This is a genomic window from Sphingomonas sp. (assembly GCF_040398505.1).
Classification (GTDB): domain Bacteria; phylum Pseudomonadota; class Alphaproteobacteria; order Sphingomonadales; family Sphingomonadaceae; genus Sphingomonas.
The window spans coordinates 1-3,347 of the sequence record NZ_JBBATX010000096.1 but is presented as its reverse complement, the minus strand read 5'-3'; the positions used below and the strand labels follow the sequence as shown (position 1 = coordinate 3,347).

Below are 3,347 nucleotides of genomic sequence, written 5' to 3'. Positions count from 1 at the left end.
CCTCACAACGCCACCGGCACCACCACCGCCGCGACCAGCCCCGGCGCATTGTCGCCAAGTTCCAGCCGCCCGCCATGCAGCCGCGCGACCGCCTCGACCAGCGCCATCCCCAGCCCCGCCCCCGGCAGGCTGCGCGCCGCGTCGAGCCGCCCGAAGCGACGCAGCGCCTGCGCCCGGTCAGACTCGGCGATGCCGGGACCGCGATCCTCGACCTGGAAACGGGCCTCGCCCTCGACCAGCGCGAGCCGGAGCGTGATCGCCCCGCCCTCCCCGGCATGACGCAACGCATTGTCGATCAGATTGGCCAGCGCCTGGGTAAGCAATTCGCGGTGCAGCACGAGCTGCGGCACCCGGCGCGCGATCACCGCGTCGAAGCGCATTCCCGCATCCTCGACCACCGGCGCGTATAGCTCCGCAATTTCCTCCATCAACGCCGCGGGAGATACGGCCGCAAGCCGGTCGCGCGGCACAGACTCGGCGCGCGTAATTTCGATCATCGTCGACAGCATCCGCATCACCAGATCGGTCTCGATCAGCAGTCCGCCCATCGCCGCCTCGCGCTGTGCCGGGTCGGCCTGCAGCACCGCCGCCTCCGCCTTGGCGCGCAACCGCGCGAGCGGGGAACGCAAATCGTGCGCCAGCCCGTCGGTGACGATGCGCAGCTCGGTCATCAACCGTTCGGTCTTGTCGAGCATCGCGTTGAGCCGCGTCGCCAGCCGATCGAACGCGTCGCCGCCACTTGCCGCGTTCGTGACCCGGCGCGACAGATCACCGCCCGCCACGCCCTCGATCACATCGGCGACGCTGTTCAACCTGCGCCCGACATAGCGCGTCACCACCAGCCCCCCCGCCACGCCGAGCGCGAGCGACAACGCCATCGCCGTCAGCAGCGCCCGCTCGATCCCGCGCTGCTCCTGTTCCCAGTCGTCGAGCAACCGCCCGCTGACCAGCCGGTACGCATCGATCCGCCGCACTGCATAGCCTGCCTCGCGCTCCGACCATGGCTGCCAGTCGCTCATCCGGCCGATCTGAAACAGCGTGGGTTGCAGCGCGGCGACATGCGCAAAATCGGGCCCGCCTCCTGCCACGCGCCGCCCATCGGGCGCGATCACCGCGAGGATGCGCGAGGGATCGGCGGGAGAGCGCCGGTCGGCAATCGTCTTGCCGAGTGCCGTCAGGCCGCCGATGCGATACACCGCAACCAGCGCATCCGATTCCGCGATCGTGTCGCGGCGCAGCGCTTCGATCGCATCGTCATGCACCAGCTTCCACACGAACGCGACGAGCACGACGTTCGACGTAAGCGCCAGCGCGATCGCCAGCAAAGCGATCCGCGTCGTGAAGGTTAGACGCAACGCCACCTCTGCCCGTCAGGCCTCGGTCGACAGCCGGTATCCTGCCCCGCGGACTGTGTGGAGGATCGGTGCGGCAAACCCCTCCTCGAGCTTGCGGCGCAACCGCCCGATATGCACGTCGACGACGTTCGATCCGGGATCGAAGTGATAGTTCCAGATCTTTTCCAGCATCATCGTGCGCGTCACCACCTGCCCCGCGTGCCGCGCGAGATATTCGAGCAGGTTGAACTCGCGCGCGCCAAGCTGGATCGAGCGCCCGCCGCGCGCGACGGTGCGGGCGAGCAAGTCGATCTCCAGATCGCCGACCGACAGCCGGGTTGGTTGCCCTTCAGACGCGCCGCGATCGACCCGGCGGAAAATCGCATCGATCCGGGCGGTCAGTTCGGCAAAGGAATAGGGTTTGACCAGATAATCGTCTGCCCCGGCGTTCAGCCCGTCGATCCGGTCATCGACCGTGCCGAGTGCCGACAGGATCAGCGTTGGCGTTTTGACCCCCGCGGCGCGCACCGCGCCCAGCATCGCCAGACCATTCAACCCGGGCAGCATCCGGTCAGCGATGATCAGGTCAAAGATGCCCTCGCTGGCGAGAAACAATCCGTCGCGCCCGTCCCCGCACGTCTCGACCGCATAGCCGCCCTCGCTCAACCCCTTGGCAAGGTATGCGGCGGTGGCGGCATCGTCTTCGACGATCAGGATCTTGCGGGTCACAGGCGGCATTCCGGGTGGTTTCCCTCCGAGCCTAGACAGAAATGAGGCCGGCGGAAAGCAAGCCTTCCGCCGGCCAACGACACTCCCGGGAGTGCGAGTGCCGATCTCGTGAAATCATATCCAGCCGCGTGCATCGACCGACACCGGATATGCACCGGCGCGGCGCACACTCCGATGACGCGACCGTGAAGAAGCTGTCATGCTTTGAAAAAGGCGTCGCGCGGACGCGCGACGCTCAGGCTGCGTCGAGGATCGCCTCGATCGCGCCGGTCACGGCGTCGATCTCGCCCATCCCATCGACCCGCGCGAGCAGACCCCGCGCGGCATAGATCGGGATGATTGGCTCGGTCTTGGCGCGATATTCGGCCATCCGCGTGCGGACGGTTTCCTCATTATCGTCGGGGCGGCGCTTAAAGTCGTGGCTGCCGCACACGTCACACGTGTCGGCGACCTTGGTCTGCTTGAACACGTCGTGATAGCCAGCACCGCACGTGGCGCAGGTAAACCGCCCGACGATCCGCGCGACGAGCTTGTCCTCGTCCACTTCAAGTTCGATCACGTGGTCGAGCGTTCGGCCATGGCCTGTCAGGATTGCATCGAGCTGTTCAGCCTGCGCCGCGGTGCGCGGATAGCCGTCGAAGATCACGCCCTGGCTCGCCGCGAGCGAGCCCAATTTCTCATCGATGATGCCCGACACGATCTCGTCCGAAACGAGCTCGCCGGCTTCCATCACCGCCTTGGCCTTGAGACCGACCGGGCTACCCGACTTTACCGCGGCACGCAGCATATCGCCGGTCGATAATTGGACCATGCCGCGATCCGCTTCCAAGCGGCTCGCCTGGGTGCCTTTGCCCGCACCCGGCGGTCCCAACAAAATGATGTTCAAGCCGCCACTCCCGTTTGGCTGGTCCGTCTCGCTTAGCGGAGACGTCCGCCCTTCAGCTTCGCCTTCTTGATCAGATCACCATATTGGTGCGCCAGCAAGTGCGACTGGATTTGCGTCACCGTGTCCATGGTGACGTTGACGACGATCAACAGGCTGGTCCCGCCAAGGTAAAACGGAATCGACAGCGCAGAGACGAGATACTCGGGCAGCAAGCAGATGATCGCCAGATACCCAGCGCCGATCACGGTGATTCGCGTCAGCACATAATCGAAATAATTCTCGGTATTCTTGCCCGGGCGAATGCCGGGGATGAACCCGCCATAGCGCTTGAGATTGTCGGCGGTCTCTTCCGGATTGAACACGACCGCGGTGTAGAAGAACGAGAAGAAGATGATCCC

General features: G+C 65.6%; 4 protein-coding genes. All 4 read right to left on the bottom strand.

The window, feature by feature from the left end; translation table 11 throughout:
- Positions 1-2 precede the first annotated feature (2 nt).
- Entirely contained in the window at positions 3-1,361 is a 1,359-nt protein-coding gene (locus ABWP09_RS11455; protein ID WP_353205268.1) for a HAMP domain-containing sensor histidine kinase, read from the bottom strand.
- Positions 1,362-1,370: 9 nt separating this feature from the next.
- A complete protein-coding gene (locus ABWP09_RS11450) occupies positions 1,371-2,063 on the bottom strand; it encodes a response regulator transcription factor (RefSeq protein WP_353205267.1) in 693 nt (230 codons plus the stop codon).
- 235 nt (positions 2,064-2,298) lie between these two features.
- Positions 2,299-2,949 carry an adenylate kinase gene (locus ABWP09_RS11445; protein ID WP_353205266.1) on the bottom strand — a complete coding sequence of 217 codons (651 nt, stop codon included), beginning with the start codon at positions 2,947-2,949 and terminating at the stop codon, positions 2,299-2,301.
- Between the two features lie 32 nt (positions 2,950-2,981).
- Positions 2,982-3,347 (bottom strand): preprotein translocase subunit SecY (locus ABWP09_RS11440; RefSeq protein ID WP_502959795.1); only part of this gene is annotated, 366 nt, incomplete at its 5' end.